The following is an 18,084-nucleotide window of genomic DNA, read 5'->3' as shown; positions in this document are numbered from 1 at the left end:
GCATGGATCCAGCAAAATGCGCGGCAAAACGCGGTCATTGTACGGTACAGGCGCGGCCATATGATGGCAACCCGGTGGCGACTGAAAACCTGCCGGAATTGTCCGATGCGCGCCTCGGATGATGCCGAAATACGGCCTTCCACGCAGAACAGCCCGGCGCGGCGCCGACCTCGCCGCTACAATAGCAGCCATGAATAACGCCGCACCTTCTTCGTCCAACGCTCCGCTCGACGCCACGGCCGCCGGTTCGCCGGAAAGCCGCTCTGGCGCGGGTGCAACGTCCGCTCACGGCACCGCCACGCGTCGGCTCGACGGTGAGCGCATTCGCTCGCGTCTGGCAGCGGTTTGCCGCGACTGGCAGATCGAAGTCGTCGACACCACGGGCTCCACCAATCTCGACTTGCTCGCGCGCCTTCGTGAAGACCCATCGTGTGCGCCGGTCGTGCGCGCCGCCATGCATCAGAGCGCCGGTCGCGGCCAACGCGGGCGCGCATGGCAGAGCTTGCCGGGCGACAGCCTGACGTTCTCTCTGGCTTACGTGATGTCCGGTGGTCCGGCACAACTGGCCGGATTGTCGCTGGCGACGGGCGTCGCCGTGGTGGAGGGATTGTCGGATCTGCCGGTATCCGCCCCACAGGCGCTCGGCCTCAAATGGCCCAACGACGTCCTGCTGCGCGGCGGCAAGCTCGCGGGCATTCTGATCGAGACGGTCCCGGCGGGGCCGGGACGTATCGGCGTCGTCATCGGCATTGGCGTCAATCTTCGTCATGCGGGCGATGTGGCGACGCGCATCGACAGCGCGGCGGTTCACAGCGCAACGACGGCTGCGCACGGCACCGCCCCGCCAGCGGTCCCTGCCACGCCGCCCGCTGCGCTCGAATCGGTCCTCCCGGATCCGGATATGTCGTCGGTCCTCGTCGCCCTGATTCAGCGACTTGCGTCCATGCTCGCGCGTTTCGACGCGCAACGCTTCGACGCGTTCCGCGAAGACTGGGAAGCGATGCATGCCTACGGCGGGTCGTCGATTCGTGTGATCGAACATGGACGCGACGTGTTGCACGGCGTTGCACTCGGCGTCGATTCGCAGGGCTGCCTGCGTGTCGCGACGACCGAAGGTGAGCGCACCATCGCCAGCGGCGAAGTCTCGGTGCGGTTGCTCGATACGTCTACCGCAGCGGCGCTTCCCGGAACGCAGGGAGGCCGCTGATGTCCGCACCCCGTAAAGCGTCGTCAGCCTCACCGAGATCCGCAAGCATGCAGGGCACGGACGGCATGCCTGCGGCATCGAACGGCAACGTCAATGACGGTGCCGCCCCATGGCTATTGGTCGATGCCGGGAACAGCCGCATCAAGTGGGCATTGGCACCGGCTGTGCGACCGGCACACTGGCGCGCCGCCTCGCCGTCTTTCCTCGCCAGCGGCGCGGTCGATCACGCCGAGTGGCGCACACTGGCGACACAAATTCGCGCAGGCTGGTCGGCACTGACGGCGGATACTTCCGGGTTATCAGATGCCGAGGGCGGGGGGAGCCAAACCGGCGGTCGACACTTCGCACCCAACGCAGCGCCGCTCGCCATCGGGCAGGGCGGGCAACAGGACGGATTCATCTGCCCGGCCCCCGCCGGGGTCTGGCTCACCAATGTGGCGGGTGAAGCCGCCGAACAAGCCGTGCGCATGACGTTGCAGACGCTGTGGGGCATGGCGTCGTCCGACTGGCTTCAGGTGCTGCGTGCGAGCGACGCACGGGCGGGCGTGCGCAACGGCTATCACACGCCTTCGCAGCTCGGCAGCGACCGCTGGGCCAGCCTGATCGGCGCGCATGCCGCATGGCCGGGCGAACACCTCCTGATCGTGACACTGGGTACCGCCACGACTGTCGAAGCGTTGCGCGGCGACGGCGACTATCTCGGCGGGCTGATCGCCCCGGGCCCCGCCCTGATGCTGCAATCGCTTGCGCAGGGCACCGCACAGTTGCCGACGCTCGACGCCACGATGTCTTCGGGTGGTCAGGCATTCGCACGCAGCACGACCGATGCCATTCTTCGCGGATGTGCTGCCGCACAGGCGGGTCTCGTCGAACGCAGCTACGCACAGCTCGAAGCACAGCTCGGCGCACCCGTGCGCTGTGTGCTTTCCGGCGGTGCGCGTCACGCACTCGCACAAACGCTTGCATTGCCCTTTACCGAGCACGATCAGCTTGTGCCGGCAGGACTCTATGAAGTCGCGTTACACGCGGCTAAATCGTCGGCGGCAAAAACCACCGAGATCCCTACCCCGGCAGAGGCTTCACGCGCTGCCGGACAAGCACGAGGAGGCGTCTGAGATGTTGCGCGCGTTGTTGCTCGTCATGTTTCTCGCGGCAAACGCGGCACTTGCGGCCGTGCAACTGGGCTGGCTGAAATGGCGTGACGTGCTGCCGGAAACCGGCCGCGAACCGGCCCGCGTCAAGACGCAACTCGACCCCACACACATCCGGCTGACGGGCGCGGACATTAGTGGCGGGATGCCGGTACGCGCGTCGTCGGTGTCGGCACAAGCGCCGGACAACGCAAGCGCAAGTGCCGCGTCATCGGCAGCCGCAACGGCAGCGACGCAGGCGGTGGCTCCCGCGACGCCAAGCGCTGTCGCGAGCGATGCCAGCGCGGCTCAGGCGGTGGCCGCCGCAGCAGCGTCGACCTGCCTCGATATCGGCCCGTTTGCCGCAAATGACGCACAACAGGCGCGCGGCCTGCTGCTCGCCGCACTGCCCGCAGGTCAGGGCGACATCCAGTCGGTCGCCGTCGACAAACGCTACTGGGTGCATCTCGACCCGGTGCCGAACAAGGCCGCGGCGGATAAACAGGTGGCGCAATTGCGCTCGGCGGGCGTGACCGAATACTTCCTGCTCAACGACGAGGGCTCGAATATCGTCGTCTCGCTTGGGCTGTTCAACGACAAGGATCGCGCGACGCGTCTGATGGCGGTCGCGCAAAAGAAAGGTTCATCGCGCAATAGCGTGGAGGGATTTGACAAGTTTTCGTACTCTTGATGGCAGGAATTTGCCATCAGGAGTGCGTGGAGATGCTGGATCGCAAGCTGCTGGAGTCGCTGGGAGGCTGGCAGGGCTATGCCGTCGAACGCGTGGAGTGGCCCGAGGGCACAGGGCGCACGCTGTCGATCTATTTGAAGCCAACCGCCAAGGTGATGCTGTGCGAGCAGTGCGGCGCACGATGTCGCCAGGTCCATGAGACCACGGTGCGCCGGGTGCGAGATCTGCCGTTATTTGAGTACCGGGTTGTTCTTCATGTTCCACGCCGGCGCTTGTTGTGTGAGCAATGCGGTGGCCCGCGCCTGGAGCGGCTTACTTGGCTGGGTCGCTACCAGCGGGTGACGGATCGGCTTGCGGCGGCCTGCAGCCAATTGCTGCAATCGAGCAACGTGCAGGCGGTGGCGAGGTTCTTCGAGCTGGGTTGGCATACCGTCAAGACGCTGGACAAGGCCCGGCTCCGAGCGTCAGTGCGCGAACCGGATTGGTCCAGGATCGAGTATTTAGCGATGGACGAGTTCGCCCTGCATAAAGGGCATCGGTACGCGACGGTAGTCGTCGATCCGATCAGCAGGCAGGTGCTGTGGATCGGCCCAGGACGCTCACGCGAGACGGCTCGGGCGTTCTTCGAGCAATTGCCGCGTGGGGTCGCCCAACGCATCAAGGCCGTAGCCATCGACATGACTACGGCCTACGAGTTAGAAATCCAGGCCCACTGCCCACGGGCGGAGATCGTCTATGACTTGTTCCATGTCGTGGCCAAGTACGGACGAGAGGTCATTGATCGGGTGCGCGTGGATCAGGCCAACCAACTGCGCCAGGACCGTCCCGCGCGCCGGGTCATCAAATCGAGCCGCTGGCTGTTATTGCGCAACCGCGACAAGCTAGACCGGCAGCAGGCCGTCCGGCTCGACGAATTGCTGCAAGCCAACCAGCCGCTGCTGACGGTCTATGTCCTGAGGGACGAACTCAAGCGGCTCTGGTTCTACCGAAGACCTGCCTGGGCAAAACAAGCCTGGCACCACTGGTGCGAGCAGGCCGAGCAAAGCGGAATAGCCCCCTTGAACACCTTCGCTCAGCGTCTGAAAGGCTATCTGCATGGCATCCTGGCCAGATGCCGACATCGTCTAAACACCAGCATCGTTGAGGGCATTAACAACACTATCAAGGTCATTAAGCGGCGCGCCTACGGCTACCGAGACCAGGAATACTTCTTCCTCAAAATCCGCGCCGCCTTCCCCGGTAATGCTCAATGAACCAAAAGAAAGGCCTGACGCCTCAGTTGAGCGAGAGGCCAAATGCCAAGAGCCGGATCATCTATCGCATTGCCGGTATCAATGCGAACGCGGCAACGCAGGTGCGTGGCGTCGTCACGCAGCAATGGTCGGCACAACTGGTAAAAGCATGCCCGTCACCGGCAGGAAGTCCGCCCGCCGGGGCGCATTAGCAGGCGTGCGCGAGTCTACCGTCTCTCGCGGAAAACGGCGGAGGGGAGTCGCGCAGTGGCGAGCGCCGCGCATGTCGGGCAGACGCGTCGCCTCCGCCGTTCGTCAACGCGTCAACTCACCGGCTTCAAGTCAACGACAGCCCGCACAACGCCGGTTTGCGTACCCCGTGCGTTCTTGACGACAGGCGATACCCACGGGGCAAGACCGGTAGCCTCCGGTGCATCGACGAGGCCCAGTGCTTTGAGAACCGCCACCGCTGCGGTGTAAAGCGCACGCATGTTGCCGTCGACCACCTTGATGGCGATGCCCAGGCCAGCGGAGCGAACGCCGATGGTCTGCACACCGTCCGCGCCGATTTTCGCCACCCAGTCGCCGGGCGCCATGCGCATGAAGGCGAGGTCGTTGCGTGCGGTCCCCGACACCATCTCCGGTTGCTGCGTCATCGCGTCGAACAGAGTCGATAGCGCCGCGTCGTCACTCGCCGCAAGACGTGCGTAGGCCGCCGCCAGCTTGTCGAGCGGCAACGCGTAGTTCGGTGCGGAGCAACCGTCGATGCCCAGCGGAAGTGCTTCGCCCGCAACGCCGACCACGTCGCCCACACGAGCGCGAATGCGCTGCTGCAATGGGTGCGAAGGATCGAGATAGGTGTCGAGAGGCAAGCCGTGTTGCGCGCAGTACGCGAGGAAGCCCGCATGTTTGCCCGAGCAGTTGTGGTGCAACGGCGTCGGCTTCAGATCCGCCGGTGCGCGCTTGCCTGTGGCCGAATAGAACGTCGGCACATGGCATCCGCACTGCAAATGATATTCGTCGCACCCGGCTTTGCTCAACAGGCTTTTCACGCCGTCGACGTGAAACGACTCGCCGGAATGGCTCGCGCACAGCAGCGCCAGCTCGGGTTGCGTCAGACCGAAGTGCGCCACGCCATCGCCTTCCACGAAAGGCAGCGCCTGGAACGGCTTGAGCGTGGAGCGCGAGAACGTGAGGAACGACGGATCGCCTGCGGCATACCGCACGCGCCCTTGCGCATCGACGACAGCAACCGAACCGTAATGGATGCACTCGACGGTATCGATACCGTTGGCGCCGCGCGTGACTTCAACGAGAGGGGCGAGACTCACGATTGGGCTCGCACTTTCTTGAGCAGCGACGTCGTCGAGCGCTGATGTTCGAACGGAATGGCCACGGCCTTGCCGCCCCAGCCGCGCACCAGCGTCGACTCCGGCAACTTGTCCATGTCGTAGTCGCCGCCCTTTACCAGAATGTCGGGGCGCACCGCTGCGATCAGCGCTTCGGGCGTCGTTTCGCCGAACGTGACCACGTAATCGACGCTTTGCAATGCCGCGAGCAAGGCCGCGCGATCGTTCTCGTTATTGATCGGGCGATCGTCGCCCTTACCGAGGGTGCGCACCGAAGCGTCGGTGTTCACGCCGACGATCAGGCATCCGCCGAGCGCACGTGCTTGCGCCAGATAGGTCACATGACCGCGATGCAGAATGTCGAACACGCCGTTGGTAAACACCAGCGGGCGCGGCAGCGTCGGCGCCAGCGCAGCAAGCGCGTCGCGCGAGAGGATCTTGGCCTCGAAATCGGCCGGAGGAATGACTTGGGGAGTTGACATGACGCTCGATCGAAGTGGACACGCTATTCGCGAAGATGGCCGCTATTGTCCCACGAGCGGCTACGCGAGGGTCGTCGTCGCGAAACGTCGTGACCACGTACGGCATCGCGATCGGCACACACGCATGACCGTCTGATGGCACCCCAAACAAAAAAGGGGCCGAAGCCCCTTTCTTGCTGATACCGCGAAGTGCGTCTGTGCTGATTACGCAGACGCCGCGACCGGTGCCGGTGCGGTCACGGCCGCGAGGCGGACCGTGATTTCCTTGCGGTAACGGTTCAGATCCTGCGCCGTGGCGAACGTGCGCTCGAACAGCAGCGACATGTTGTGCAGAATGCGCTCGACCACCTTCTTTTCCCAGCTGTCGTCGAACTTGATTTGCTCGTCGAGCCAGTGTTCGAGCCATTCCGGCTCCGGCAGACGCGACTGCACCGTATCGTTCGGGAACAGTTCCTTGTTCACGTGCAGATTGGTCGGGTGCAGCGGCTTTTCCGTGCGACGCGCCGCAGCCATCAACACGCCGATCTTCGCGAACGCAGCACGGGCGTTGTCGCCGAAAGTCGTCATGGCCTTCTTCATGTAGCGCAGGTAAGCGCCGCCATGACGCGCTTCGTCGCGCGAAATGACTTCGTAGATGTGCTTGATGACCGGCTCGGTGTGCCATTCGGCTGCACGGCGATACCAGTGGTTCAAACGGATTTCGCCGCAGAAGTGCAGCATAAGCGTCTCGAGCGGCGGCGCCGGGTCGAACGGGAAACGCACAGCGTGCAGTTCGGCCTCCGTCGGCACGAGTTCCGGGCGGAAGCGGCGCAGGTACTCCATGAGCACCAGCGAGTGCTTCTGCTCTTCGAAGAACCACACGCTCATGAAAGCGGAGAAATCGCTGTCGTCACGGTTGTCGCGCAGGAACATCTCGGTAGCCGGCAGCGCCGCCCATTCCGTGATGGCATTCATCTTGATGGTGCGCGCCTGATCGTCGGTGAGCTGGCTGGCGTCGAATTTGTCCCACGGAATGTCCTTCTCCATGTTCCAACGCACTGCCTCCAGCGACTTGTACAGTTCGGGATACAGCATTTCGGTCATTTCAATTACCCCCAAGGTCGCGAGACCTTACACCAGGACTCAAGATAGTATTGTGAAAGTTTACGCCGAATTTCGACAGACAAAACGGTGAGCGGGTCTCGGTCGGCCCCCGCCGTCCGGTTCCACGTCTTGAACCCTGCCGTCGCATAAGGACGGCGATTTCACGCCTGTTATCTGGCCGCATCCTGGCAAAATGGCTCAAGAGCAACCCTACTAAAATATGGGCAAACTCTTGAATCATAACATAATTCTCCTTAATTACCGTGACGTTTGACACTCACGTGACGGTAATGCGTCGTAATTTTGACGCCTTATATGAACGCCGCCCGGCTTGCAAGGTAATATCGTTGTGACATTGGACGAGAATTTGGTTGCAGGCTTATATCCGGCGTCTGCAGGCCAGCCTGCGCGCCCTGATGGAATTCGCCAAGAACGACCTCTACTGTCTAGCGCGCTCGAAGCGCACAGCGTCAATCAGGCTTACGTTCTTGCGGACCAACCTGTCTCGCCATCACATCGTTATCGACCTTCGCAACCTGTCTGCGTGACTCGTGCTCGATACCCCTGCTTTTCAGCTAGCCCTTTGTGCTGCGTAGTCTGTCTGGTAAGTTTTGTCGTGCGCGAGTAACGACCACGCTGTTCGCGCCATCTTGTTTGCCAGCGCGACGGCAACCACATTCGTAGGCCGACGCAGGGACAGTTGCTCGCTCCAGGCGCCCTTGCTCCTGCTCTTGAACATGACCGCTCGTGCACCGTGAATCAGTAGCATGCGTATATAGCTGTCGCCGCGCTTGCTTATGCCGCCCAACCGTACCTTGCCGCCTGTACCGCTTTGCCTGGGAACCAGGCCGAGGTACGCGGCAAGCTCACGTCCGGATTTGAATGCAGCAGGATCGCCGATCGTCGCGACCAGGGCTGTCGCCGTCAATGGTCCGATACCTGGAATCGTAGCGACCCGCTGACATGCCGCCTCCTGTCGTTGCCAGGCAACGATCTGTCTCTCGAGTTTCCTGATCTCGCCGTCGATCCGCTCGATGTGCTGAAGCTGGTCGCGCAGCGCATCGAACAACGTGCCCGGAACGACCTCTTCGATTTCATGTAGTCGCTCGCGGACCTCGGCAAGGCCGGCGACGCGACCCGCTTTGAGCGTCACGCCAAATTCGTACAGCAGGCCGCGCAACTGGTTGACTTGCATGGTACGTGACTTGACTAGCAGTGAACGCATGCGATGCAGGGCCAGCGTGGCCTGCTGATCCGCTGTCTTCGGTGCTACCGAACGCATGCCGGGTTGCTGTGCTGCCGTCCAGATCGCACGAGCGTCCGTCGCATCGGTCTTGTTATTCTGGACGAACGGGCGGATGAATCTCGCATGCAGCAATACGACTTCATGACCCAGCGCTACGATCTTGCGTGCCCACCAGTGCGCACTTCCGCAGGCTTCCAAAGCCACCCGTCCGGCCGGTCGCTGGCCAAGAAATTCTATAACCTGTTGCTTCGTGAACCGCCGGTTCACAATCTCTCCCGTTTCCGTTTCGACCCAATACATCTGGAAAGCCCGCTTTGCAATGTCGAGCCCGAACGTCGTAGTATTCATGATGGTCCCTCCGTTCCTCAAGTGGTCGCGACACCTCCACTTTGGCACATTGATGCCGTTCGGTTCTGGAGGGACCCAACACTTCCAAAGTCACTTCCGTGTCCGGGGCCTGAATCCAGCGCGAAGGGAGGGCGGCGTTCATACCATCTGTCAAATTGTCACGCAAACCTCCTAAGCTGGAGGGGCGAGAGACTTCCCAACACGCACCTCCCGATAGACGGTTGCACGCCGCCGATGCTTACCCCGCCCCGGTTGTTCCGAGGGCGATTTCCGGTGAGATGTCAGGGTATGTCCTTGTGCCACGGGCCTGCGTAGGCGGCGTCCATGGTCTACGCTAAAAGCAATCGTTCCGAATTTGCGACGCCATCGCCTCATTATCGCGTCAGGCCGGCCCGGCACCTGCCGTTCGCCACGCCTCGTTTTGAGGATAGTTCTCAGTCGCAATTACGCAACATGTATGATGGGCAGACGCACCGGCAGAACGAGCCGGACGCCGCCAATGGGCCTACCGACTCGACTTAATCCTTGATCCCTTCACCGATAGGGAGCCGAGCATGGCACTTCGAGCACATCGGGCAAACCGGGCACGTACAGTTCACCGTCCCCACTTTGCCACCTGGCTGCGCACCGCCTGTTTTTTGATGGCAGTGGCGACAGCGCCTGGCGCTCTGGCGTTCGACGCCGGGCAACTCGCCTCGCAGGAAATCCCGTCCGCGCATCTCGTCGGGCAGGGATCGTTCTCGCGCATGGGCTTCCATCTTTACGACGCCGCCCTCTTCTCCGGTGCGAACCACCTCAGCGCCAACTGGAGTACGCATCCGCTTGTGCTCGACGTGCGCTACGCGCGGAGTTTCAAGTCCCAAACGCTCGTGAAACGCAGCCTCATCGAGATGAGCAAGCTGCAAGTGGGGACCGACGCCGAGCGCCAGCACTGGGCGGAAGAGCTTGCGCGCATCTTGCCCGACGTCTCGGCAGGGCAGCACCTCACCGGCGTCTTCCGCCCGGGTGACGGCACACGCTTCTTCTCGGACGGCAAGCTCATCGGTCAGATCGCAGGCGACGCCTTCGGACGCGCCTTCTTCGCCATCTGGCTGGACCCGCGCACCAGCGCGCCCGACCTTCGCGCGGAACTGATCAGCGACGCCCGCTGAGCCCGCGCCCGGATACGCGTGCCTATGGACATCGATCACGCTGCCGCGCTCACGCGCCTGACCCACTACTTCGAGACGCTGACTCGCCAGAGCGTCGGGAATCTGGGGGAGTTCTACACCCCCAACGTCTACGTCAAAACACCGCTGCATGAAGTCCGCAGCGCCGCCGAGGTCGCGTCGCTCCTCACGCATCTGTTCGAGCGCCTCGACGTGCCGCGCTTCGAAATCACGGCGCAACTGCTCCAGCACAATCAGGCGTTACTCGTCTGGAACCTCCACTTTCACGCCAAACGCTGGCTCGACGACGAACAGGTCATCCATGGCGCGTCGCATCTTCGGCTCGCGGTCGACGGTCGCGTCGCCTATCAGCGGGATTATTGGGATGCGACTGAAGACGTCTACCTGAAACTCCCTTTTCTGGGACTGCTTATACGCTGGCTGCGTAAGCGCATGTTTCTTTGAGCCGCCGCGCCCGAGATAGAGCAGTTTTCTTCAATACACCGCGCAAGCCTCCCCCTACAGTCGGAACCTCGCACACGCCGTCATCTGACGGACGTGATGTGACGAACCAGTTTGCAGTGAGGATTCCGATGACCGTTTTCTATTCGATGGCCGCGTTCGCGCTGGCGGCCTCCATCACGCCCGGCCCCGTCAACGTCGTAGCCCTCGGCTCGGGCGCGCGCTATGGACTCGTACCGAGTCTGCGTCATGTGACGGGGGCAACCGTCGGCTTCGTCGCGCTGCTCGTCGCAGTGGGTTTCGGCGTGTACGAGCTACTGCAACGCGTGCCGGTGCTCCTGCATGCGATCCAGTGGTTCGGCGTGGCGTTCCTGCTGTTCATGGCGTACAAGCTCGCCGTCGACAACGGTGAACTGGGCGACGCCAGCACGCAACGGGGCCCGACGCTGTCGCACGGCGCCGTCATGCAGTGGCTCAATCCGAAGGCGTGGCTCGCGGCGCTGGCAGGCATGGGCGCTTACACGGGCGGCGACCCCGTACGCATCTGGCAATTTGCCGCGATCTACTTCGTCGTGTGCTGGTTGTCGGTCGGATGCTGGGCGGCGGCGGGTGCGATGCTGCGCCATCACATGCGCGATCCGAAGCGGGTGCGGCGGCTCAATCGCGCGATGGCCGCGCTGCTGGCGGGAAGTGCGGTGTATCTGGTCGCGGCGGGATGATGCGGCGGGATGTGGCCGCAGGACGACGCTCACGCCACACGCGGCTCGCGGTAATGTCCCGGTGTTGCGGCGAGAAACTGCTTGAAGGTCCGCTGGAAATGCGCCTGATCGGCAAAGCCCGCATCGAGCGCGACCTCGGCGATAGCGTGTCCGCGCCGCAGGCGCGCCCGCGCATACTGAATGCGCTGATTCATGAGAAACGCGTGTGGCGTGAGACCGAACTGCGCACGGAATGCCCGCGTGAGGTAGGACGCCGACAAGCCCGCCGCCGCACTGATCTGCGCCAGCGTCAACGCCTCGCAGCAATGCGCGCGAATGAAGTCGGCGGCGTCGCGCAGTTTGTGCGAGTCGTCGCGCATCGGCTTCGGCGCAGGATTCAGCCGCTCGTGCACGTCGATGAAAAACTGTTGCACGACGCTCTCGCGTTCCAGCCGGTCGCGCGACGCGTCGGTGCAAACGTCGTAAAGTCGGTTCAGCCCGTCATACAGCGCAGCGTCGGTCGACGACATCGGGTCGAAAAGATGCAGATCCTGCCCGTGTGCAAACCCCAGTTCCCGCTGAAGATCGCCCAACCACGCCGTGTCGACGAACAGCATGCGATAGGCCCATGCCTCGTCGCCGATGGGATTGCAGGCGTGTACCGCGTCCGGGTTCATCACGACGACGCTGCCGCGCCCCACCGTCTCACGTGCGTGTCCATTCAGGTAGGTACTGCGACCGCCCGTCACCGCGCCGATGGAAAACGTCTCGTGACTGTGCAGCGCGTAGCACACGCGCCGCCCGTCGAGCACTTCGCGGGCTTCGAGAAACGGCAACGACGGGTCGCGCCAGAACGTCGACGGGTATGGACATTTAACAGCGGGGCATGCAACGGCAGAACGGGTCGATTTCGACATACGCGACTCAGTGAAGACGGCAATGATAGCGGGACGGGGAAGAGGAGGCGTCCATGCGCTTCATGCCGCTGGCTTTCCGGTATCCGCCACGGTGTCGGGATCGATCGACAGCGGCGAGTTGGCCGGTGGCTCGGCACCGCCGACCGCCCCCGCTTCGACGTCGTCGAGCGGGCTGGTGCCATCGGCCTCGGCCACGAGCCACGCGGCAATCGCGTCGCGCTGCGCGTAGGCGTCCGCCTCGCCGAGTGCGATCAGCTCCTGCGTGTAGGACGACTCGAACAGCAAGTAACTCGCAAACGCCGCACCACGCTCGGCATCCGCGCCGATCGCACCCAGCATCGTCCGAACGGCGCGCGGCAGTTGCTTCAGATGCCGCGCCGCAATCGGTTCCAGACGCTGGCTCGGTGAAATCAGCAACGTCTCGATGGGACGCCATCCGCTCGACTCGCGCTGTGCCTCCGGCACGTATCGCAGCACATTGTTGATGTGCTGCAGACGCTCCAGATCCGCCGACAACCCGTCGATGAACACGCTCGCCAGCGCCTGACCGCCGATCTGTGCGAGGCTCGGATAGCCGCCGATCCGCTCGCCGCTGCTGTCGAGTCCGTACTGTCCGTGCGACGCTCCGATGATCAGCACGCGCGAAGCCCCCAGATGAATCGGGGGACTGAGCGGCGCGATCTGACGCATCGAGCCATCGCCGAAATACTCGGACTGTCCGTCGAGATCGAGTTCGATGGCCGGAAAAAGAAACGGGATCGCGCTCGACGCGAGCAGGTGCTCGACCGTCAGCGGCACCGTGCGTGCAAGCCGTAACGAACGCTTCCATGCCTGAATCGGCTCGGCGCTCTGATAGAAGGTGACGTGTTTGCCCGAGGAGTACGACAACGCAGTGACCGACAGGGCTTCGAGCGCGCCGGAGGCGAAAACGTCGGGTAACCGATCCAGACGAATCGCCTGGCGCAGCATGTCGGCCAGCGGGGACCAGTCGAACAGCGAACGTGGCGAGCGGCGCAAGGCCCAGCCGAGCGAGATGGCCGCGAGCCAGCGCGCACCGGTGCCGGCCATGCCCAGCGAATCGGCGCGAAACACCTGACCGGCATGGAACTGACGCCAGACGGCGTCGAGCTTCATGACGCCATGCTGGAAATCGTCTGCATGCGAGGCGAGTGCAGCGGCATTGATCGCACCCGCCGATGTCCCGCAGACGATCGGAAACGGGATCGCCCGCCGCGACGGCAGGACCTCGCGTTGTATCGCGGCAATCGCCGCGAGCACGCCGACCTGATACGCGGCGCGTGCGCCTCCGCCCATCAGGACGAGACCGGTACGTTCGCCTGAGATCATGGGGGGCCTCCTCTGCCTTCGCAGTCGTTATTCTTCCCCCGCCGTCAGCCGTCCGGGCATGCGACCGAAGTCGCGCCCTACCACTTCCAGGCGGATTGCTTCCCTGTGCTGCCCGATGCGCGGCCCTTGGCCGACGCCTGGGCCGGGGTGTCGCCATCGGCTTTGACCGACGACGTGCGTCCCGTAGTTTTCGCCGATGTCTTGGCCGAGGTCTTGGCCGCAGCGGATTTAGTCGCCGTTTTGGCGGGCGCCTTCTTGCTGGCAGATGCGCGTTTAGCCGCCGTCTTCGGTGCCGTCCTCGCGCCAGGCGCGGCGCGCTTTGCGGGTGCTGCCTTCTTGTCCGATGCCTTCGCTGCGGACGGTGCTGCGGCCTTGGTTGCCTTCGTTGCCTTGGCCGCCGCGTCGGACATTTGCGTCGCCGCAGCCTCGGTCATCTGCGCCGCTGAAATGCCCGCCGCCTGCGCAGCAGCGGCAATCTGGTCGAACTGCGCGCGCATGGCGTTGAACCACATCGACGGGTCCAGCGCGCCATAGGCACTGCTCGCCTGCGCAAAAGGCGATGCCGACGCGCCCGCCTCGTTCTCTGCACCGGTATGCGCCGTCGCTTCCGACTCGGCTTCGGGTTCGGCCTGCGGCTCCGGTTCGGGCGCACTCGCCTGCGGTTCCGGCTCGACGTCCTGCGCTGGCTCGGCAGCAGCAAATGGCGAACGCCAGAAGTTGGCAGCGGCCGCCTGGCCGAACGGGGATGCACCGGCGTCTGCGGCCCCGGTGTCGCTCGCGCCCGCCGCACCGAAGCTGCCCGTGCCGAACGCGCGCAGCGTCGCGTACGTGGCGCGCTGCACTTCGAAGGCCTGAATCGTCGAGCTCAGCACGTTCAGGTTGAGCGTGAGCCACTGCTCCACCGCCCGCATCTCGGCAATGCGATTTTCGATTTCGTCGGGATCGAGCAACGGCGCGGCGCTTTGCATCAACTGCGTCAGCGGCGAGGTGAATGTCGCGGGCGGACTGAACGCCTCCCACATCTTCTTGAGAATGTCGAAGCCGTTAGGCATGGCACTCGTCGAATCGCTCATTACAGTCTCCAGTCGGGCACGGACGGCAGGTGAAGCACACAGGGCGTATGGCTATCGATCATACGCCGAGCCAGCGCCAGCGGTGTGTCAAAACGGGGCGTCGCCGCCGAAGTCCGGCGCGCGGCGATCCCGCAGCGACGCCAGCCCCTCGCGCACGTCCGGCCCGGAGAAACCCATAAATTCGAGCGCCAGCGACGCGTCGAACGCCGGTCCGGCGCTGCGCAGCCAGTTGTTCAGTGCGTACTTCGTCCAGCGAATCGCCGTGCTGGAGCCGCGCGCGAGTTTGTCGGCCACTTCGAACGCCTTGGGCAGCAGGTCCGCCTCGTCCACGGTGAGCGACACGAGTCCGATGCGCTCGGCCTCCTCGCCGGTCACCGGTTCGCACAACAGCAGGTAGTACTTCGCTTTCGCCATGCCGCACAGCAGCGGCCAGACGATGGCGGCATGGTCGCCCGCTGCCACGCCCAGACGCGTATGGCCGTCGATGATGCGCGCCGTCTTCGCGGCAATCGAGATGTCGGCCAGCAACCCGGCCACCAGCCCCGCGCCGACCGCCGGGCCGTGCATCGCAGAGACGATGGGCTTGCTGCAATTGATCACGTTGTAGACCAGATCGCGCGCCTCGCGCCACACCCGCGCCCGAACAGTGAAGTCGTCGGCCATGTCTTCGACGAGCGACAGATCCCCACCGCCGGAAAAGCCCTTGCCTTCACCGCGAATGACGACGGCGCGCGTCTGGGCATCTCGGTCGATCTCGCGCCACACGTCGGCCAGTTCCTGATGCATGCGGTGGTCGGCCGTCGACAGACCGCTCTTGTTCGCGCCGGCGCCCATGATGAGTTCGAGCACGCCATTCGGATGCCGCTTGAATTGCAGCGACTGGTAGTGTTGATACGGGTCTTGCGACATGGCTTACCGCTCCAAAAAAATAGGTTCATTGAGCATTACCGGGGAAGGCGGCGCGGATTTTGAGGAAGAAGTATTCCTGGTCTCGGTAGCCGTAGGCGCGCCGCTTAATGACCTTGATAGTGTTGTTAATGCCCTCAACGATGCTGGTGTTTAGACGATGTCGGCATCTGGCCAGGATGCCATGCAGATAGCCTTTCAGACGCTGAGCGAAGGTGTTCAAGGGGGCTATTCCGCTTTGCTCGGCCTGCTCGCACCAGTGGTGCCAGGCTTGTTTTGCCCAGGCAGGTCTTCGGTAGAACCAGAGCCGCTTGAGTTCGTCCCTCAGGACATAGACCGTCAGCAGCGGCTGGTTGGCTTGCAGCAATTCGTCGAGCCGGACGGCCTGCTGCCGGTCTAGCTTGTCGCGGTTGCGCAATAACAGCCAGCGGCTCGATTTGATGACCCGGCGCGCGGGACGGTCCTGGCGCAGTTGGTTGGCCTGATCCACGCGCACCCGATCAATGACCTCTCGTCCGTACTTGGCCACGACATGGAACAAGTCATAGACGATCTCCGCCCGTGGGCAGTGGGCCTGGATTTCTAACTCGTAGGCCGTAGTCATGTCGATGGCTACGGCCTTGATGCGTTGGGCGACCCCACGCGGCAATTGCTCGAAGAACGCCCGAGCCGTCTCGCGTGAGCGTCCTGGGCCGATCCACAGCACCTGCCTGCTGATCGGATCGACGACTACCGTCGCGTACCGATGCCCTTTATGCAGGGCGAACTCGTCCATCGCTAAATACTCGATCCTGGACCAATCCGGTTCGCGCACTGACGCTCGGAGCCGGGCCTTGTCCAGCGTCTTGACGGTATGCCAACCCAGCTCGAAGAACCTCGCCACCGCCTGCACGTTGCTCGATTGCAGCAATTGGCTGCAGGCCGCCGCAAGCCGATCCGTCACCCGCTGGTAGCGACCCAGCCAAGTAAGCCGCTCCAGGCGCGGGCCACCGCATTGCTCACACAACAAGCGCCGGCGTGGAACATGAAGAACAACCCGGTACTCAAATAACGGCAGATCTCGCACCCGGCGCACCGTGGTCTCATGGACCTGGCGACATCGTGCGCCGCACTGCTCGCACAGCATCACCTTGGCGGTTGGCTTCAAATAGATCGACAGCGTGCGCCCTGTGCCCTCGGGCCACTCCACGCGTTCGACGGCATAGCCCTGCCAGCCTCCCAGCGACTCCAGCAGCTTGCGATCCAGCATCTCCACGCACTCCTGATGGCAAATTCCTGCCATCAAGAGTACGAAAACTTGTCAAATCCCTCCACGCTATTGCGCGATGAACCAAAAAATATCCCCGCACAGGCGGGGATGGGAAACAGCGGCACCGGACATGCCAGCGCCGCCGACGGTCAACGGGTCAAATGCGGGGTCGATGCAGGGCGGACGTGATGGACACGACGTCCCGCATTCGGAAGTTTCGGCAATTACGGGGCGATCACCCATTTGCCGTTGTCGATCTTGACCATCACGCGGGCGCGCTGGTCGAGGCCGAGGTGATCGGTCGGGCTCATGTTGGTGATGCCGTTCGAGACGTGGACGTCCTTGGTCGTTTCCAGCGCGTCGCGCAGCGCCTTGCGGAATTCCGGCGTTCCCGGCTTGGCGGTCTTCAGTGCGATCGGGATCGCGCGCTCAAGCAGAATGCCAGCGTCCCAGGCATACGAGCCGAAGGCCGCCACCTTGCCCGCGCCGTACTTGGCGTCGAACTTCTTGATGTAGTCGAGCGCGACCGCCTTGGCCGGATGATCGTTCGGCAGTTGCGCCGCCACGAGCACCGGACTGGCCGGCAGGTACGTGTTGTTGCAGTCCTTGCCGCACACGCGCAGGAAGTCGTTATTGCCCACGCCGTGGTTGTGATACACGAGGCCCTTGTAGCCGCGCTCGGCGAGCGCCTTCGGCGGCAGCGCTGCCGGGGTACCGGCGGCACCCACGACGACGGCGTCGGGGTTGGTCGCCATGATCTTCAGGATCTGGCCGGTCACGCTCGGGTCGGTGCGTGCGAAGCGCTCGCTCGCGACCATCTCGATGTGATTCACCTTGGCGAACTTGGCGACTTCTTCATAGAACGCCTCGCCGAGCGCGTCACCCTGACCGATGAAGGCCATCTTCTTCACCCCATGACGCGAAGCGTGGGCCACGATAGCGGAGGCCATCTGCGCGTCGGTCTGCGGGGTCTTGAACATCCAGTAACGCTTGGCGTCGACCGGCTCGATGATGCGGGCGGACGAGGCGAGCGAGATCGTCGGGGTGGTGCCAGCAGCAATCACATCGAGCATCGCCAGCGTGTTCGGCGTGATCGACGAGCCGATGATGGCGTCGACGTGACTCTCCGAGATGAGCTTCTTGGTGTTCTGAACGGCCGTCGTGGTGTCCGACGCGTCGTCCAGCACGATCCAGTCGACCTTCTGTCCGCCGATTTCCTTCGGCAGCATGGTGACGGTGTCGCGCGCAGGCAGGCCGAGCGAGGCCGCCGGGCCGGTGAGCGAGATGTTCACACCAATCTTGACCTGAGCGGCAGCGCCGCCGGCCAACGCCAGCAACATCGCACCCAGCAGGGCAGTGCGCACGGGGTTTCGCATGGAATTCTCCTGGTCTGGCCCGCGCTTGATTTTTTAGAACACGGATGCCCCGGGACGGACACCTCGCGCCGCGCCGGCGAAAGTAACGGCCGGTGCGCGAACCTGCCAGGCGCGCGCACCGACTCAAGGAGACAAAGAAT

The 18,084-nt window shown here is 63.6% G+C and carries 18 protein-coding genes; 8 read left to right on the top strand and 10 right to left on the bottom strand.

Annotated elements, in window-relative coordinates:
- The first annotated feature begins 190 nt into the window (after positions 1 to 190).
- From MB84_RS02240 to MB84_RS02220, 5 genes are all read left to right on the top strand, one after another.
- Entirely contained in the window at positions 191 to 1,207 is a 1,017-nt protein-coding gene (locus MB84_RS02240) for a biotin--[acetyl-CoA-carboxylase] ligase (RefSeq protein ID WP_046290596.1), read from the top strand.
- A gap of 65 nt (positions 1,208 to 1,272) precedes the next feature.
- Positions 1,273 to 2,322, top strand: coding sequence for a type III pantothenate kinase (locus MB84_RS02235; protein ID WP_425415898.1), 1,050 nt, complete (start codon positions 1,273 to 1,275; stop codon positions 2,320 to 2,322).
- Between the two features lies 1 nt (position 2,323).
- Positions 2,324 to 3,028, top strand: a complete 705-nt coding sequence (locus tag MB84_RS02230) for an SPOR domain-containing protein (RefSeq protein ID WP_046290595.1) — start codon at positions 2,324 to 2,326, stop codon at positions 3,026 to 3,028.
- Positions 3,029 to 3,060: 32 nt separating this feature from the next.
- Entirely contained in the window at positions 3,061 to 4,281 is a 1,221-nt protein-coding gene (locus tag MB84_RS02225) for an ISL3 family transposase (RefSeq protein WP_046289972.1), read from the top strand.
- A complete protein-coding gene (locus tag MB84_RS02220; protein WP_046290594.1) occupies positions 4,278 to 4,472 on the top strand; it encodes a hypothetical protein in 195 nt (64 codons plus the stop codon). Before MB84_RS02225 ends, MB84_RS02220 begins: the two co-directional genes overlap by 4 nt.
- A gap of 111 nt (positions 4,473 to 4,583) precedes the next feature.
- Here MB84_RS02220 and MB84_RS02215 read toward each other — a convergent pair whose 3' ends face one another.
- From MB84_RS02215 to MB84_RS02200, 4 genes are all read right to left on the bottom strand, one after another.
- Positions 4,584 to 5,591, bottom strand: a complete 1,008-nt coding sequence (locus tag MB84_RS02215; protein WP_046290593.1) for an asparaginase — start codon at positions 5,589 to 5,591, stop codon at positions 4,584 to 4,586.
- Complete coding sequence (gene rfaE2, locus MB84_RS02210) at positions 5,588 to 6,091, bottom strand: D-glycero-beta-D-manno-heptose 1-phosphate adenylyltransferase (RefSeq protein ID WP_046290592.1); 504 nt, start codon at positions 6,089 to 6,091, stop codon at positions 5,588 to 5,590. The genes MB84_RS02215 and rfaE2 overlap by 4 nt, the downstream gene beginning before the upstream one ends.
- Positions 6,092 to 6,295: 204 nt before the next feature.
- Positions 6,296 to 7,165: a ferritin family protein gene (locus tag MB84_RS02205; RefSeq protein ID WP_174984604.1), complete on the bottom strand. Its 870-nt coding sequence runs from the start codon at positions 7,163 to 7,165 to the stop codon at positions 6,296 to 6,298.
- A 580-nt stretch (positions 7,166 to 7,745) separates the two neighbouring features.
- The gene (locus MB84_RS02200) at positions 7,746 to 8,768 is read right to left on the bottom strand and encodes an IS110 family RNA-guided transposase (protein ID WP_046293183.1); all 1,023 of its coding nucleotides are present in this window, start codon (positions 8,766 to 8,768) and stop codon (positions 7,746 to 7,748) included.
- A 641-nt stretch (positions 8,769 to 9,409) separates the two neighbouring features.
- Here MB84_RS02200 and MB84_RS02195 point away from each other — a divergent pair.
- The 3 genes from MB84_RS02195 to MB84_RS02185 all read left to right on the top strand — a co-directional run bounded on the left by MB84_RS02195 (position 9,410) and on the right by MB84_RS02185 (position 11,097).
- Positions 9,410 to 9,919 (top strand): chalcone isomerase family protein, encoded by a 510-nt coding sequence (locus MB84_RS02195; RefSeq protein ID WP_046290590.1) that lies wholly within the window; start codon positions 9,410 to 9,412, stop codon positions 9,917 to 9,919.
- 24 nt (positions 9,920 to 9,943) lie between these two features.
- Positions 9,944 to 10,381 carry a nuclear transport factor 2 family protein gene (locus tag MB84_RS02190; protein WP_046290589.1) on the top strand — a complete coding sequence of 146 codons (438 nt, stop codon included), beginning with the start codon at positions 9,944 to 9,946 and terminating at the stop codon, positions 10,379 to 10,381.
- Positions 10,382 to 10,509: 128 nt separating this feature from the next.
- Complete coding sequence (locus tag MB84_RS02185) at positions 10,510 to 11,097, top strand: LysE family translocator (protein ID WP_046290588.1); 588 nt, start codon at positions 10,510 to 10,512, stop codon at positions 11,095 to 11,097.
- A 29-nt stretch (positions 11,098 to 11,126) separates the two neighbouring features.
- On the opposite strand, the gene MB84_RS02180 is transcribed toward MB84_RS02185, so the two are convergent.
- The 6 genes from MB84_RS02180 to MB84_RS02155 all read right to left on the bottom strand — a co-directional run bounded on the left by MB84_RS02180 (position 11,127) and on the right by MB84_RS02155 (position 17,944).
- A complete protein-coding gene (locus tag MB84_RS02180; RefSeq protein WP_046290587.1) occupies positions 11,127 to 11,993 on the bottom strand; it encodes an AraC family transcriptional regulator in 867 nt (288 codons plus the stop codon).
- Positions 11,994 to 12,053: 60 nt separating this feature from the next.
- Positions 12,054 to 13,340: a patatin-like phospholipase family protein gene (locus MB84_RS02175; protein ID WP_046290586.1), complete on the bottom strand. Its 1,287-nt coding sequence runs from the start codon at positions 13,338 to 13,340 to the stop codon at positions 12,054 to 12,056.
- A 77-nt stretch (positions 13,341 to 13,417) separates the two neighbouring features.
- A complete protein-coding gene (locus tag MB84_RS02170) occupies positions 13,418 to 14,413 on the bottom strand; it encodes a PhaM family polyhydroxyalkanoate granule multifunctional regulatory protein (RefSeq protein WP_046290585.1) in 996 nt (331 codons plus the stop codon).
- 87 nt (positions 14,414 to 14,500) lie between these two features.
- On the bottom strand, positions 14,501 to 15,322 hold the full coding sequence (locus tag MB84_RS02165; protein WP_046290584.1) for an enoyl-CoA hydratase/isomerase family protein: 822 nt from the start codon (positions 15,320 to 15,322) through the stop codon (positions 14,501 to 14,503).
- A 25-nt stretch (positions 15,323 to 15,347) separates the two neighbouring features.
- Positions 15,348 to 16,568, bottom strand: a complete 1,221-nt coding sequence (locus MB84_RS02160; RefSeq protein ID WP_046289972.1) for an ISL3 family transposase — start codon at positions 16,566 to 16,568, stop codon at positions 15,348 to 15,350.
- Positions 16,569 to 16,792: 224 nt separating this feature from the next.
- The gene (locus tag MB84_RS02155; protein WP_046290583.1) at positions 16,793 to 17,944 is read right to left on the bottom strand and encodes an ABC transporter substrate-binding protein; all 1,152 of its coding nucleotides are present in this window, start codon (positions 17,942 to 17,944) and stop codon (positions 16,793 to 16,795) included.
- Positions 17,945 to 18,084 lie beyond the last annotated feature (140 nt).

Origin of the sequence: Pandoraea oxalativorans (assembly GCF_000972785.3) — a bacterium.
GTDB lineage: Bacteria > Pseudomonadota > Gammaproteobacteria > Burkholderiales > Burkholderiaceae > Pandoraea > Pandoraea oxalativorans.
This window is presented reverse-complemented; position numbering and strand designations above follow the sequence as displayed.

Excerpts from the sequence above, each read along its gene's own strand:
- MB84_RS02170 (WP_046290585.1), bottom strand. The coding sequence starts at position 14,413 with ATGAGCGATTCGACGAGTGCCATGCCTAACGGCTTCGACATTCTCAAG.
- MB84_RS02180 (WP_046290587.1), bottom strand. The coding sequence starts at position 11,993 with ATGTCGAAATCGACCCGTTCTGCCGTTGCATGCCCCGCTGTTAAATGT.
- MB84_RS02200 (WP_046293183.1), bottom strand. The coding sequence starts at position 8,768 with ATGAATACTACGACGTTCGGGCTCGACATTGCAAAGCGGGCTTTCCAG.
- MB84_RS02195 (WP_046290590.1), top strand. The coding sequence starts at position 9,410 with ATGGCAGTGGCGACAGCGCCTGGCGCTCTGGCGTTCGACGCCGGGCAA.
- MB84_RS02155 (WP_046290583.1), bottom strand. The coding sequence starts at position 17,944 with ATGCGAAACCCCGTGCGCACTGCCCTGCTGGGTGCGATGTTGCTGGCG.
- MB84_RS02165 (WP_046290584.1), bottom strand. The coding sequence starts at position 15,322 with ATGTCGCAAGACCCGTATCAACACTACCAGTCGCTGCAATTCAAGCGG.
- MB84_RS02175 (WP_046290586.1), bottom strand. The coding sequence starts at position 13,340 with ATGATCTCAGGCGAACGTACCGGTCTCGTCCTGATGGGCGGAGGCGCA.
- rfaE2 (WP_046290592.1), bottom strand. The coding sequence starts at position 6,091 with ATGTCAACTCCCCAAGTCATTCCTCCGGCCGATTTCGAGGCCAAGATC.
- MB84_RS02225 (WP_046289972.1), top strand. The coding sequence starts at position 3,061 with ATGCTGGATCGCAAGCTGCTGGAGTCGCTGGGAGGCTGGCAGGGCTAT.
- MB84_RS02160 (WP_046289972.1), bottom strand. The coding sequence starts at position 16,568 with ATGCTGGATCGCAAGCTGCTGGAGTCGCTGGGAGGCTGGCAGGGCTAT.
- MB84_RS02185 (WP_046290588.1), top strand. The coding sequence starts at position 10,510 with ATGACCGTTTTCTATTCGATGGCCGCGTTCGCGCTGGCGGCCTCCATC.
- MB84_RS02205 (WP_174984604.1), bottom strand. The coding sequence starts at position 7,165 with ATGCTGTATCCCGAACTGTACAAGTCGCTGGAGGCAGTGCGTTGGAAC.
- MB84_RS02240 (WP_046290596.1), top strand. The coding sequence starts at position 191 with ATGAATAACGCCGCACCTTCTTCGTCCAACGCTCCGCTCGACGCCACG.
- MB84_RS02235 (WP_425415898.1), top strand. The coding sequence starts at position 1,273 with ATGCCTGCGGCATCGAACGGCAACGTCAATGACGGTGCCGCCCCATGG.
- MB84_RS02230 (WP_046290595.1), top strand. The coding sequence starts at position 2,324 with ATGTTGCGCGCGTTGTTGCTCGTCATGTTTCTCGCGGCAAACGCGGCA.
- MB84_RS02190 (WP_046290589.1), top strand. The coding sequence starts at position 9,944 with ATGGACATCGATCACGCTGCCGCGCTCACGCGCCTGACCCACTACTTC.
- MB84_RS02220 (WP_046290594.1), top strand. The coding sequence starts at position 4,278 with ATGAACCAAAAGAAAGGCCTGACGCCTCAGTTGAGCGAGAGGCCAAAT.